The organism is Segatella oulorum F0390 (assembly GCF_000224615.1).
Lineage (GTDB): Bacteria > Bacteroidota > Bacteroidia > Bacteroidales > Bacteroidaceae > Prevotella > Prevotella oulorum.
Map to the genome: position 1 here is coordinate 1466241 of NZ_JH114215.1, position 13901 is coordinate 1480141.

Below are 13901 nucleotides of genomic sequence, written 5' to 3' on the forward strand. Positions count from 1 at the left end.
GATGAGAAATGAGCTTCCACACTTAATCAGAGCCTAAAATCGATAGAGATTTTGCAGCTAACTGTTTCAGAAGTTGCAGGAGTTATGTCAATTCGCAGCCATTTCGAATCATGTTTTCACACACTTTGATGAAACTACAAACGCTTTTCGTTGTTCTGTGCAGCTGCTTTTGCGGGCTGTTGACGACGCAAGCTGCAACGGACGACTACTATTTCAAGCGCCTTTCGATTGAGCATGGTCTCTCACATGCCACCGTCAACACCATTCTGCGCGACCATCGCGGTCGGTTGTGGGTGGGCACAGCACTCGGTCTAAATGCGGTGGATCGCGGCAATATCAAAAGATATTTCTATCCGTCAGTAGAACAGCCTTCATCGCAAGTTGGTGCCGTCATGGGACTGTACGAAGGGCGCGACCACTTGCTTTGGGCGCTCACTAACCGCGGACTCTACTGTTATAACGCAGCGGACGATGTCTTCTCGGAAAAAATCAGCCGTCCTATCTGCGCGGTGGGAGAAGTGAACGGAGGCCTGCTCTTTGGCGGCTATTCAGCGCTCTATCGCTGGGACTACGCCACACATACGCTCACACGCCTGCCATTTCTGAAGCAAGGGCTTCCTAAAGGCGACTATCTCATCACGTTTTTGCAGCAGATTGATCATAACACCCTACTCGTGGGCACCGAGAGCAACGGCATCTACACCTATTCGCTACGCGACAGCCGATTGCATCCGCTCATCGTCAAAGGCGAGATGGTGCTCAGCGCCATGTTTTGGGATCGCAATCGGCGCGAATTGTGGTGCTCGCTCTACGACCAGGGCTTGTTTCGCTATAACCGGTGGGGACGGTTACTCGCCCATTACGACACCAGCAACAGCGCACTGGCCAACAACATTGTGCTCACCATCCAGCAACACCGTGGCCGACTGTGGGTGGGTACCGATGGCGGTGGCATCTCGGTGATTGACCCGCGAAGGAACACCTTTACAACCATTCGCCATATTCCCGGCGATGCTCATTCGTTGCCTGTCAACTCCATCAAAACGCTCTACGAAGATACTTACGGCAACCTGTGGGCAGGTACGGTGCGCGACGGGCTGTTTGCCTTCAAGGAAACCCACATCCGCACCTATACCGATGCCACCTTGGGCAGCACCAACGGCCTGAGCGACCGCGTGGTGATTAGCCTCTTCGGCGATGCCGACGGCCGGCTCTGGGTGGGCACCGATGGCGGAGGCCTCAACGAATTTAACCCTACCACAGGCGTTTTCACCCACCATCTGAACACCTATAACGATAAAATTGTCTCCATCACCAACCTTTCGCCCACCGATTTGCTCGTTTCGCGCTACGGTCACGGGCTGGCGGTTTATCACACACAGCGCCGCACCTATAGCCCATTCCCTATTGTTGATGCGCGTGTGAACGACGAAGAATGCCGATCGGGCTTTGTGCCCACAGCCTATCGCATTTCTCCACAGACCGTGCTGATTTTGGCACGCAACGTTTATTTCTACGAAACTGCCCATCACCGCTTCACAAAGTTGCATTTCGCCCGCGGCACGACGCCTCGGATGTCGCTACAAATGATGCTTGCCGACGGGATTACGCTATTGGCCAAGGACAACTGCCTCTATCGCCTTGACGTGCAGGGCAACATCCGCCTGTTGGTGGCTTTGCGAAACGATTTGCAAATCACAGCCGTATGCCGCAAGTCGGGCGCCGACCAGCTATGGATAGCTACCTCGGGCGGGCTCTACACGGGTTCGCTATCGCACCCGCAGAAAATTCACAAAGTGGCCGGAAATCTCTTCAGTCGCATTTCGGCCATGCAGTTTGACGACCGCGACCGCCTGTGGATTAATGCCTCAAACATGCTGTTTTCGTACGACACGCGCAACCACCGCTGCATGATTTGGGACGATGCCGACGGCTTTCTGCCCAATGACATTCTCACACACACCGTGGCGCTACCCTCCTCGCCCTATCTCTACATGGGCGGCATCAACGGCTTGGTAAAAATCGACAAGCGCATTTCGGCCGACACCCACGACCCGATGACCCTTTATCTGCAAGCCGTTGAATACAACGGGCGGCGCTACACGGCCGAAACCTTTCCGCACGAGATTTCACAACATTTCAATTCGCTGCACATTCACGTCACTGTTAACGAGAACGATGTTTTCCGCCACGTGCTGTTCCGCTACCGGTTGCAGGGCGAGCAGCTCAACTCCGTCACCGAGTCCTATCGCGCGGAATTCGGCATTCCGTCGTTAGCGCCGGGCGACTACACCGTGAGTGTGGCCTGCATGACCAAGAGCGGCAGCTGGACGGCCGAGAAGCCGCTCGTTGCCTTTCGCGTGCTGCCGCCATGGTATCGTCGGCCGTGGTTTTTCATCCTCGTGTTGGCACTCCTGGCAGCCATAGGCGCGTTGACGATGGGCGTGATTATTCGGCGCAACCGGCAGCGCATGAAATGGAAGATGGCACTCCATCAGCAGGCACTTCACGAGGATAAGATTGAGTTTCTCACCAACATCAGCCACGAGTTGCGCACGCCGCTGACGCTCATTTATGCGCCACTCAAACGCTTGCTCATGGGCAGCGATGCGACCTTTACTCCCTCACAACGGCAACAGCTCGAACGCGTGTTTCGACAGGCGGGCTACATGAAAAACATCATCAACTGGGTGTTGGAGTATGACAAAACCACCTCGCTGCCCAATGCACTCACGCTCACCTTTGCCGACATCAACCATTTGTTGGAAGAGGTGGTAGACGACTTTGTGCAGGAGTTTGCCGAGAAGCGCGTGCGCTTAGTGATGGATTTGGATCGCACGCTGCGTCCGCTAGAAATGGATCGGGCGAAAATCCGTGTCGTGGTGTCGAATTTACTGATGAATGCGCTCAAATTCAGCCGCGAGGACACCGACGTGCGCCTGTGCACATCGCTCAACGCGGGTTGGTTGCGTGTGCAGGTTGAAGACCACGGCGTGGGCTTGGCTCATCTCGACCGCGAGCGGCTCTTCACGCGGTTCTATCAGGGGCGCATTCGCAAGTTGGGCAGTGGCATCGGCTTAGCCTATTGCCGCGAGATTGTTGAGCAACACGGGGGCAAGATTGCCGCCGAAGATAATCCCGGTGGCGGCACAATCATGTTTTTCACGCTGCCCTATCGGCAGGCCACGACGGCCGAAGTGCCCAACGCGCAAGCCTCAAATGCTGCCGAACCCGCAAGCAGCGGTGCCACCCACATGCTCGATTTGTCGGCGTTCTCGGTGTTGGTGGTCGACGATAACACCGAGTTCTTAGACTTTCTGCAAACCGCCTTGCAGCCCCAGTTCCGCCGCGTGTTCCGCGCCCGCGATGGAGAAGCTGCACTGCACGTGTTGCGGCAACAACAGCCCGACCTCGTGGTGAGCGACGTGATGATGCCCGTGATGGACGGCTATCAGCTTTGCCAAACCATCAAAGAGGACATCGAAATCAGCCACATTCCCGTGGTGTTGCTCACGGCGAAGAGCGATGCCGAGAGCCAGAAGATTGGCTACAAGCTCGGCGCCGATGCCTACATTGCCAAACCGTTTGACGTAGAGTTGCTCGTGTCGGTGATTGAAACGCAACTGCGCCGCCGCGAACTATTCCGGCAGAAATATCAACACGACCCATTGCCGCCGTCGCCCCGCCAGACCACCATCAGCAATGCCGACGAGCAGTTTATGCGCAAACTCCAGTCGGCGGTCAAGGCAGGCTATGCCGACGCGGCCTTCGACACGTCACAGGTGGCCGATGCCTTGGCCATGAGCCGCGCGTCGCTCTACAACAAAATGAAGCAGCTGACAGGCTTGGGTGTCAGCGAGTTCATCAACCGCTATCGCATCCATGTGGCTTCGGCGTTGCTCAAAGAAACCGACAAGCCCGTGGCCGACATCGCTTTTGAAACGGGATTTGCCTCGGCGCGCTATTTCAGCACCGCTTTTAAGACTGCTACGGGGCAAACGCCCTCGGCCTTTCGCCAGCAACGCCTTCAGAACGAGGCCGACACAAGGCATGACTCCCCTCTCCCCGAGGCCGATTGGTAAGAATTCCATGTGGAATTTTTGACGCTCGAGGCCGATTGGCAAGAATTCCATGTGGAATTTTTGACGCTCGAGGTCGATTGGCAAGATTTCTATGTGGAATTCTTGACGCCCGAGGTCGATTGGCAAGATTTCCATGTGGAATTTTTGACGCCCGAGGTCGATTGGCAAGATTTCCATGTGGAATTCTTGACGCCCGAGGTCGATTGGCAAGATTTCTATGTGGAATTTTTGACGCTCGAGGTCGATTGGCAAGATTTCCATATGGAACTTTTGACGCCCGAGGGTCGAGCGTCAAAAAAACAATGGATTTTTTCTGCGCCCGAGGGTCACGCGTCAAAAAAAAACGAGTTTTTCTGCGCCCGAGGGTCACGCGTCAAAAAAAAATGGATTTTTTCTGCGCCCGAGGGTCAAGCGTCAAAAAACAATGGATTTTTTCTGCGCCCGAGGGTCAAGCGTCAAAAAACAATGGATTTTTTCTGCACCCGAGGGTCAAGCGTCAAAAAACAATGAGTTTTTTCTGCGCCCGAGGGTCAAGCGTCAAAAAACAACGAGTTTTTTCTGCGCCCGAGGGTCAAGCGTCAAAAAACAATGGATTTTTTCTGCGCCCGAGGGTCGCGCGTCAAAAAACAACGATGTTTTCCTGCATATAGGAAGAAAAAGCGCGTTGGTGAACGCGTATCTAATCCGTCCCCGAGGGGAAAACAGGCTTTGCACACGGCGGAATGGGCGTTTCGCCACGCAGTTTTAGACAAAAATGGACTATGTTTAGACGATTTCGAACCCCGGTTTGCAGAATTTCTCCCTAACTTTGCAGCGGGTATTAAATTCCTAAAACCATTTGTTTTATCAATCTATCTTTACATCATCATGACATGAGAAAAATTATACTGTTATTGATCTCCATGATTTTTTGCTGCTCGGTCTATGCGCAGCAGAAAAATCTCAGCGGAACCGTGAGCGATGCCGACAGTGGCGAGCCGCTCACCGGCGTTTCTGTGAAAATCAAGGGCACGAGCCAAGGCACCGTGACCGATATTAAAGGACAATACCGCATTGCCGTGGGTGCAGGCCAAACGCTGGAGTTTTCGTTCCTCGGCATGGCCACGCAGCAGGTGGTGGTGAAAGCATCATTGGGCAGCAGGCTCGACATTGCGATGCGCCCCGACCAGCTGGCGTTGGAAGATGTGGTTGTGGTGGGCTATGGCGTGACGAAGAAGCGCGATTTGGCCGGCGCCATCACCTCGTTGAAACCCGACAACATTCAGGCGGGCGTGGTAAGCGACATGTCGCAATTTCTTAAAGGGCGCGCCTCGGGCGTACAGGTGAGACAGAACTCCTTGGAACCCGGCGGCAGCGTGTCGGTGAGGGTGCGCGGAGCCTCGTCGGTGAGCGCCGAGAACGAGCCACTCTATGTGATTGACGGTTTTCAAACCGACAACATGACGCAACTCAACGTCGACGATATTGAGTCGATTGAAATCCTCAAAGATGCCTCCACCACCGCCATTTATGGCGCGCGAGGTGCCAACGGCGTTATCCTGATCACCACCAAGAAGGGAAAGGCCGGCCAAGTGCATGTGGAATATTCCAACAGTTCGGCCGCCAAGTTGATGTATAACCCATGGGATTTGCTCGATGCCGGCGAAACAATTGCGTTGGAACGGCGCTTGTATGAGCAAGATCCCACGATGACCAGCAGCCGGTGGACGGCTGAGCAGGCAAAGTTTCGAGGCCGCGGCACCGACTGGGTGAGAGAAACAACGCGCAACACCGTGACCAATTTGCAGCAACTGTCCGTTTCGGGTGGCAGCGATCGGCTCACAGGCTATGCGTCGGCCAACTATCTCACCGAGCCTGGCATTCTTCACAACACCGATTATCAACGATTTGGCGGACGCACCAACCTCGCTTTCAAACTCAACAACCGCATGCGGATGGGAGCAAACATCAACTTTGCACAGTCGAAAAAGAAATTCCTCGACATGGGCACCATCTCGTCGGATAAGAACATCATGTATCGCATCTTCAATCTCGAGCCTTGGAAAAACACCGAGGGCTACGATGTGTTTGGCGTGAAAGCGCGTCGGCCGGGTGTGTTCGACGAGATGAACGGTGCTTCGCTCAACCGCACCTTCACCACCGTCTATGCTACAGTGTTTGCCGAGGCCGACATACTGCCCACACTCACCATCAGCGGACGCTACACCTATGCTTACGACCATTTGAAGACACAGAAATATTACGACCGATCGACCACCATCGGCCAGTCGTATGGCGGTCAGGCATTCATTGCGCACGAAGAGAATGCCAAGCATCAAATCGAAGGAGTTGTCACGTGGACACCGAAATTAGGCACCCAACATGCACTGAAACTCATTGGCGGCACCTCCTACATTCATCAAAAAGGATGGGGCGACGAAATGCAGGCCTACGGTTTTGCCTCGGATGTGTTTAGCTATCGCAACATCGGTGCGGCCGAACATTTAGATTGGATTGGCTCAGGCGAGTCGATGCTGAAGAAAGCGTCGTTCTTCGGACGTGCCGAATATATCTTTGCCGGCAAATACATCGTCAATGCTTCGCTGCGATCCGACGGCTCATCGGTCTTCGGTGCCGATTATCGTTGGGGTGTTTTCCCAGCTGGCTCGCTGGCCTGGCATATTGGCGACGAACCCTTCATGGCCTTCGCGAAGCCGCTGTTCTCAAAAATTAAGTTGCGCACCAGCTATGGACTCAGCGGCAACGATGGCATTCGTTTTGGTCTTTCGCAGTATCAGTATGCCGTTCGTGATGTGCACATCAGTGGCAACGAAGCGCAAAAGGGCATGTATCCGTCGAACCCCTACAACCACAAGCTGCGGTGGGAAACCACACGGCAATGGAATATCGGTGCAGACTTGCTGCTGCTCGACGGGAGAATTGAAGCCAGTTTGGATTATTACATCAAACGCACGAAAGACCTTTTGAGTCCCGATGCCATCCATCCGTCGGGCGGTTTCCCCAACTATACCAATCCCGACGGACGCCGCTTCGAATATACAGCGATGATGTTGAACGACGGCGAAATCGATAACCGCGGTTTCGAGTTGTCTGTTAAATCGACCAACATCAGCACCAAGAACTTCGTTTGGACCTCGATGTTCAACCTTTCGACCAACCGCAGCAAGGTGTTGAAGCTCAATAATGGGCAGGCGCGCTTCCAATACATTCGGCCACACGGCTCGTATGAAGAAAAAGAATACATCATTTTGAAGGAAAACGAACCCTTGAGTGCCATCTACGGCTATGTTTTCGAGGGCATCATTCAGCAGGGAGAGCACTATAAACCACAACCAAACTCCGTGGCAGGCGACCCCAAGTTTAAAGATCTCAATCATGATGGCATCATTGACGAGCGCGATCGCAAGGTGCTCGGCACCGGTATTCCCAAAACAATCTTGGGCTTGCAAAACACGTTGACTTATAAAAATATCGATTTTTCCATGTTTTGGGAGGCCTCGTTGGGCGCAAAGATGCTCAATCTGACGCGCATCTATTTGGAAGATAACAACCGCATTCGAGAATCCATGGACCGATGGACGCAAGGTGGGCGCAACATGACCGATGCAAACGGTCACACGTATGCAACTGCCGGAAATCCTTCGACGTCGGTTCCACGTAAAGGCTACACACGAAAGGCCGAAGTGCAATACGGCTCGTATATCAATTCGCGCTTCGTCGAAAATGCCAACTATCTGAAGTTGCGCAATGTCGAGCTGGGTTACACCTTGAAAGGCAGTTCGCTGAAACTCAATTTCATTCAAACCATTCGCTTGTTCGTGGGTGCGCAGAACCTCTTCACAATTACTAAATACAAAGGTTTCGATCCCGATATCAGCACCAATGGCAGCAGCGCTGTTGCGCAAGGGTTAGACCTTAACTCCTATCCAGCCTACCGAACCTTTAATTTCGGTGGCAAAATAACATTCTAATCATAAGATAATGAACATGACTTTTCAACATAAAATGGCAAAGTTTGCTTGGTCGGTTGTCGTGACAAGCAGTTTGTTTGCCTGCAATTTAGATGAGGAATTAACCTCGGTGTACAATGCCGACAATGCTTATGTGACCGAGCAAAACGCACAAGAGGGCGTAAATGGGATTTATCGCTATCTCAAAGGAGGCACACATCCCGCAACGTTCTATCTCAATGATGTGTCGACCGATGCAGCTTACAAGGCCGGATTGGACTACGAAATCATGAACGACAACAACCTTTCGGGCAACGTAGACGTTGCACGCGCCTACAATGGCAACTTTCAGATGATTGGTTGTGCCAACTCGGCCATTGACAACATCACGCCAATGGCAGAAAGCAAGTTTAAGATTGCCGCCCATAAAAAGGAACTTTTGGGCGAAGCCCACTTTATGCGGGCATTTGCCTACTATCAACTCACCAACGCTTTTTATCGCGTCCCGCTGATTACAAATGGCTTTTACGATGCCATTTCGTCGCCGGTATTGGCCTCCGTGGAGGAACTTGACGCACAGATGGAGCAGGATTTGTTGATTGCAGCCTCCTCTTTACCCGACACATGGGATAAGAAAAATGTGGGCGGCGAAGGTGGACGCCCCACTTCTGGTGCGGCTTACGGCTATCTGATGCGGTTGTATATGCGCAAAGCGGGTTATCTCCGCGAGCAGGGAAAAGATGCTACCGCAAATTGGAAATTGGCATTGAATTATGCCAATCGTGTCATTGCAACGGGGCATTACGCGCTTCAGCCCACCATTTGGGATGTCTTCGACCCGACGTCTGAAAAGAGTTTGTATAACAATGAGATCATTTTTGCAGTACGTTCCAGCGAGCGAGTGCCTTCGGGAAGCTCGGACATCGCTTTGTATTTCACACCCTGGAGCTATAACTACGGATGGGATATTTTCAGCATACCCTTGGAACTGTATTGGAAATACGACCCGACCGATGAGCGTTTCTCAAAGCTCTTAGTGGGCGAATACACCGATGTGTATGATGCCAACAAGAAATATAAAGTGCCGACCCGCGCGCAGGTGGGAACGCTGAACAACGAGTTGAGCAGCCCGGTTGTGGTGGAATTGGCACAGGCTTACACCAATAAATATTTTTATGAAAAGGCAGGTACCTACAATTACAACACGCCCAACAATTTAATTCTTTTGCGCTATGCCGACGTACTGTTGTGCAAGGCCGAGATTCTAAACGAACTGAATGGTGTCAATCAGACTTCTGTCGATTTGCTGAACCAAATCCGTGCGCGTGCTTTCGGCAACACAAGCCACAACTATTCCCTCACCGACTTCGCCACACCTGACGATTTTCGCTCGGCGCTTTGTGACGAACGTCTGCTCGAACTCAACAACGAGGGCTGCCGACGCATTGATTTAATTCGCATGGGACTGTGGAAAAATCGGATGGATGCCTATATGGATGCCATCAAAACCAAGGTCGAAACGAAAGAAAGAAACATGGGGTTGGCATCGGGTGCATTGCGTGCGGAGTGGTCTATTTACCCCAAGTTTTCCACAACGCCACTCAAACGCTTTGACAAGCGACGCTATTATCCCATTCCGAAAGTATACAGCAGCAAATATCCCGACCTGTTGAACAACCGCAATTTTAAAGAAGAATAATTGTAATCCCCGTAAAGACTGAAACGTATGACAAATAATAAAATCAATCTTATTTTTATGGCTGCAATGCTGATACTGGCCGCATGCGACAGCGAAGGCAAGGACAGCCGCTTCACCGACAGTCAGATGAGCCACATAACGGCTCCCGAAATCGGAACATTGGCGAAAGATAAGCAGACGCTTTGGAACTTCGACACGATGAAAGATTGGGTGGTTGCCAATCAGGGAAACGACCCCGATAACCACGCTTCAATTGAAAACAATGCCCAGTGCAAAGACGGCAAAGCGCTGAAAATATACACCAATGCCAACACGCAGCAGCGTAAGAAAGTGCATACCGTGCAGCAATATGGTTCAGGCCTCTATACCTGGCGCACATATATCGCTGATTTGGGCGAAGTAGAACGCACGAGCATCGGCTCATGGTTGTGGCATGACGACAAGCACGAGCTCGACTTTGAAGTGGGTTCCGGCACGGCTGCCGAGCGAAATGCACTCGGACTGGCTTCCGATGAAGTGGTGGCTTACATCACGAGTCAGGATAATCCGTGGATGCAGCAAAAGGTGGGTATCAAGAAGAATGCCTGGCATGAATTTCAAATGGATGTGAAATTGGTTGATAAAAAGTACTTTGTTACTTGGTTAATTGATGGAAATCCTTATGCAATTCAGCAGCTATCGTATGGCGAAGAGGTACCTTTTTACATCTTTTGCAGCACCGAAAATCTGAAGTTTATTGGCGACACGTGGCCCTATCAAACCAACTATGGTCTATGGGACTATGTTTCCTACACACCCTATAGCTATTCGGCGGCTCCAGTTACACCCGACAAACAGGTTGATCCGGTTGACCCAGCGCCTGAACCCGACGAGGGTGAGATTAAGAAATGGACGTTCGATGCCATGCCCGAAGGCTGGAATGTTTGGACAAATGTAGGGGCTGATGGAGTAGGTTACTATGGTGTGAGCAACGGTCGCTTGGTGCTTTCCAACGACAGCTACTGCACAACGTCGAAGATTGAATACTCTTCGCCAGTGGGCTTTGGCAAATACGTTTGGCGATTGCGCTTCCCCCATTTGGCAGGCGCTGAAAAATTCATGGCCGGCGGCACACTCTACACGGCCAATGAAGCCAATGGATTGCACACGTTGACCATCGTCGGATGGTATGGTCCCGATGCCGAGCGCACACGTTTGGGTGCTCAACCGGGCGATTTGCTGTTGCGCATCTATTCGGAAATTCCAGCTTTAGACCGATGTGTAAAGGTATTGAAGCCTAACACCGACTATAAATTGAGCATCGAATTGAAGAAAGTAAACGGAAAATATGTCATTGTCTATGCCATCGATGACGAAGTTATCCAGACGCTACCCACCAATTATGGCGCCGACTTGGTGAAATTCCTGCTCATCGCCTCCGCCGAATCCAATCGCGGTTGGATGCCCGGCAATCCGCTAACAGCAAAATATGCAGCCAAGTTTGATGAGATTGAATACACCGCTTATTAAGCCAACAGATGAAGAAAATTCTATTCTTCGCCATCAGCGCCGTGTGTCTTCTCTCTGCCTGTCAGGGAGAAGACCACGGACGTGACGGCGATTCGACAACGGAAACATTTAGCGTGCAATTAAATACCGACAACACTTTGCGCGCCGATGTAACCATCAACCTGCAAGCGCCAACGACCTATCACATTGAATATTGGGAGGTCGCCGACCCCACGACGCTGAAAAAGACGCAGCCGGCAGAGGCAAAAGGCCATGTGAAGCGCACACTCATCCTGCTGAAACCCCGCACGCAGTATGCCTGCCGCGTGGTCTATGCCAACGGCAAAGAGTCACCTGTGCGCACCTTCACAACGCAATCGGCACCCGATGAAATTGCCCATGTAACGTTACTGACCGACGATATGCCTCGCGAGTTGCCCGGCTATCTGTTGGTTTACATGCGCAAATCGCCGGGCTTCGTCTATCTGCTCAATGCCAAGGGAGTCCCCGTATGGTATCAATCCATTCCCGAGGGCGTGTTAGTGGCCAATTTCGAACCGCGCACCCACCGGCTTTATATGATTACACAGCCCGTGCAAAACGATTTCAACGAAGCCTACACCGGGCGCATTTTCAAAGTAATCGATCTGTGGGGAAACACCGTTGTCGAGAAAAAGTTGGCCACATTGCCCGAAATGGCCGGCCGCAAAGCGCATCACGAATGCCGCCCGTTGCCCAACGGCGATGCCATTTTGGTGACCACAGTCGACCGCAAGTTCGATTTGCGCGCACAGGGTGGTTCGGCCAACGAAACCGTTACGGGGGACGGCTACGTCATCATCAACCTGAAAGGAAAGGTTGTCAGCCAGTGGGACTGCTTCGGAACGCTCAACCCTACGGCTGATCCGCAGGTCATGCGCACGAAGGAAGACTGGCTACACGCCAACTCCATCAACTACGATCAAGCGGGAAACTACTACATGACCTTCAATCGTAGAAGCGAGTTGTGGAAGATAAACCCCGCAACCGGCCACGTGATTTATCGCTTGGGCAGCACGGGCAACGTAACGATGCCGGCCGAAGACTATGCCGACGGCATGCATTGTGCCAATCCTTCTGCGCCCGACGATGTACTGGTGTTAGACAATGGACGCAACAATGCCCACGGTTCGCGGGCGTTGCGCTATGCGATAGACCCGGTGACACAGCACGCCCGGCTGTTGCTCAACTGCGAGGTTCCACGCCAATACAGCACGCCCAACCGCGGCAGTGCACAGCTCATCGACAACAATATGCTCGTGTTTGGCATGAGCGTAAAGAATTTAATTCTCTTCACCGATTGCAGTCGGCAAGCACGCATTTACCGCATTTTGTCGCTCTCCCATCTGCCTTACCGCGCAGAATATATCCCTTCAATTGAATATTAGTCCGCATTGCAGGCTATTCTGATAAAGACAGTCGTTCAGCATCTGCCGAACGACTGTCTTTATTTGCAATTCACAACAGTGCTATTGCTGAATAACTATTGCATTCTCGCACCGAGATAATCGATAGCGTAGCAATGTTGCCCTAACAAAGGCAGAGCTTGCTACAATAAAAACAACAATCTCGCGTTAAAGATAGCAGATGAAGAGAAAACAGTTTCTGACCACCTGCCTCGCATTGGGCTTTGTACTGGGGCTACAAGCGCAACGCCGGACGGTGCAAAACAGGCCCTATACCGATTTGCGCCCTTGGCATCTTGGCATCGCGGTGGGCACGCATGTGCAGGATGTGACGTTGAAAAATGCGGGGCCACAACAGCTCACGGCACCCGATGGCACCAACATTGCCGCCAACATTGCCGCCGACCAAGACCGCTGGGATGCAGGTTTTCAGGTGGGTGTGCTGGGCGAGGCACGCCTATCCGCCCATTTTCAGCTGCGCTTAACGCCTACCCTCTATTTCGGTTCACGCCATTTGGTGTTCCACAACCGCATGATGCCAACCCCAACGGGGCAGCCCACCGCGCAGCAACAAACGCTGAAAACAGTGTATGTGGCCGCACTCGTCGACCTCATCTTTTCCGCATCGCGCCTCAACAACCATCGTCCCTATGTGCTGGCAGGCCTTGCTCCGGCTTTAAATCTGAGTGGACGTGGCAACGATTATGTGCGCCTGAAACCCTACGATATATTCTTCGCCGTGGGGTTAGGCTGCGATGCCTACCTGCCCTTCTTCAAAGTGAAGCCCGAACTCAAATTCATGTTCAGCCTGTTGGACGTGCTCGACCGCCAACGGGGCCGCACCTTGGAAGACCATCAGATGCTGCCTTATGTGAAATCGGTGCGCTCGGCTCGCACACAACTCTTCGCCCTCACGTTTTATTTCGAATGAGCGGACTAAGAATGGAGTACCAAAATTCCCCAACAATCTTCTTGCACACGCCGCTTTGAACAGCAAACTAAGGAAGATTATTAATCCACGAATTGGGCGGTTAATATTTCCTCGAGGATTTGTTAACCCACGAACTGTTGGATTAATTTCTCCCGTTGGTTTTATTAACCCACGAACTGGAGAGTTCATTCCACGCATGGATTTGAACGTATAACATGAAGAAAGCGCCACAGATGGGCGATTTCTTGTCCATCTGCGACGCTGAAAGGGGGCAATAGTGAAAGACTTACTGCCAGCACACACCCC

7 protein-coding genes are annotated in these 13901 nt (G+C 52.2%); all 7 read left to right on the plus strand.

The window, feature by feature from the left end:
• Positions 1-128: 128 nt before the first annotated feature.
• Positions 129-4082: a hybrid sensor histidine kinase/response regulator transcription factor gene (locus HMPREF9431_RS06320; RefSeq protein ID WP_004380360.1), complete on the plus strand. Its 3954-nt coding sequence runs from the start codon at positions 129-131 to the stop codon at positions 4080-4082.
• Between the two features lie 9 nt (positions 4083-4091).
• Complete coding sequence (locus HMPREF9431_RS12930; protein ID WP_004380362.1) at positions 4092-4592, plus strand: hypothetical protein; 501 nt, start codon at positions 4092-4094, stop codon at positions 4590-4592.
• 362 nt (positions 4593-4954) lie between these two features.
• Positions 4955-8053, plus strand: a complete 3099-nt coding sequence (locus tag HMPREF9431_RS06335; protein WP_004380363.1) for a SusC/RagA family TonB-linked outer membrane protein — start codon at positions 4955-4957, stop codon at positions 8051-8053.
• Between the two features lie 10 nt (positions 8054-8063).
• Positions 8064-9731 carry a RagB/SusD family nutrient uptake outer membrane protein gene (locus tag HMPREF9431_RS06340; protein ID WP_004380364.1) on the plus strand — a complete coding sequence of 556 codons (1668 nt, stop codon included), beginning with the start codon at positions 8064-8066 and terminating at the stop codon, positions 9729-9731.
• A 27-nt stretch (positions 9732-9758) separates the two neighbouring features.
• Positions 9759-11240: a hypothetical protein gene (locus HMPREF9431_RS06345; protein WP_004380365.1), complete on the plus strand. Its 1482-nt coding sequence runs from the start codon at positions 9759-9761 to the stop codon at positions 11238-11240.
• Between the two features lie 8 nt (positions 11241-11248).
• Entirely contained in the window at positions 11249-12646 is a 1398-nt protein-coding gene (locus HMPREF9431_RS06350; RefSeq protein WP_004380366.1) for an aryl-sulfate sulfotransferase, read from the plus strand.
• A 199-nt stretch (positions 12647-12845) separates the two neighbouring features.
• Complete coding sequence (gene porT / locus HMPREF9431_RS06355; protein WP_004380367.1) at positions 12846-13595, plus strand: type IX secretion/gliding motility protein PorT/SprT; 750 nt, start codon at positions 12846-12848, stop codon at positions 13593-13595.
• Positions 13596-13901: the final 306 nt, after the last annotated feature.

Coding starts and splice junctions, on each gene's coding strand:
- HMPREF9431_RS06350 (WP_004380366.1), top strand. CDS start 11,249: ATGAAGAAAATTCTATTCTTCGCCATCAGCGCCGTGTGTCTTCTCTCT.
- HMPREF9431_RS06320 (WP_004380360.1), top strand. CDS start 129: ATGAAACTACAAACGCTTTTCGTTGTTCTGTGCAGCTGCTTTTGCGGG.
- HMPREF9431_RS06340 (WP_004380364.1), top strand. CDS start 8,064: ATGAACATGACTTTTCAACATAAAATGGCAAAGTTTGCTTGGTCGGTT.
- porT (WP_004380367.1), top strand. CDS start 12,846: ATGAAGAGAAAACAGTTTCTGACCACCTGCCTCGCATTGGGCTTTGTA.
- HMPREF9431_RS06335 (WP_004380363.1), top strand. CDS start 4,955: ATGAGAAAAATTATACTGTTATTGATCTCCATGATTTTTTGCTGCTCG.
- HMPREF9431_RS06345 (WP_004380365.1), top strand. CDS start 9,759: ATGACAAATAATAAAATCAATCTTATTTTTATGGCTGCAATGCTGATA.